This is a genomic window from Alkalilimnicola sp. S0819 (assembly GCF_009295635.1).
GTDB lineage: Bacteria > Pseudomonadota > Gammaproteobacteria > Nitrococcales > WHIW01 > S0819.
In genome coordinates this window covers 1-305 of the sequence record NZ_WHIW01000073.1, presented here as the reverse complement: position 1 = coordinate 305, position 305 = coordinate 1, and the positions used below count along the sequence as shown (strand labels likewise).

The following is a 305-nucleotide window of genomic DNA, read 5'->3' as shown; positions in this document are numbered from 1 at the left end:
CGCGTAGAGCTTCTGCGCCCGGGCAATCTGCTCGGCGCTGGCCCGGGTGCGAACGGACTGATATCCCACCCACTCCCCGTGCTCGAACAGGGGCGAGACATAGGCGCTCACCCAAGAGTAATCGCCGTTCTTGCAGCGGTTCTTCACCACCCCCATCCAGGGCCGCCCGGCCTTGAGGGTATCCCAGAGATTCCGGAACAGCGGCGCGGGCATGTCCGGGTGACGGATGACGTTGTGGGCCTGGCCCAGCATCTCCGACGGACGGTAACCCGACACCTGGCAGAACGCTTCGTTGACGTAGGTGA

The 305-nt window shown here is 64.9% G+C and carries 1 protein-coding gene; it reads right to left on the bottom strand.

Annotated features, from left to right (window positions below):
- The coding region (locus GBG68_RS14025; protein WP_152148402.1) for a PAS domain-containing protein at positions 1-305 on the bottom strand (305 nt) is incomplete at both ends.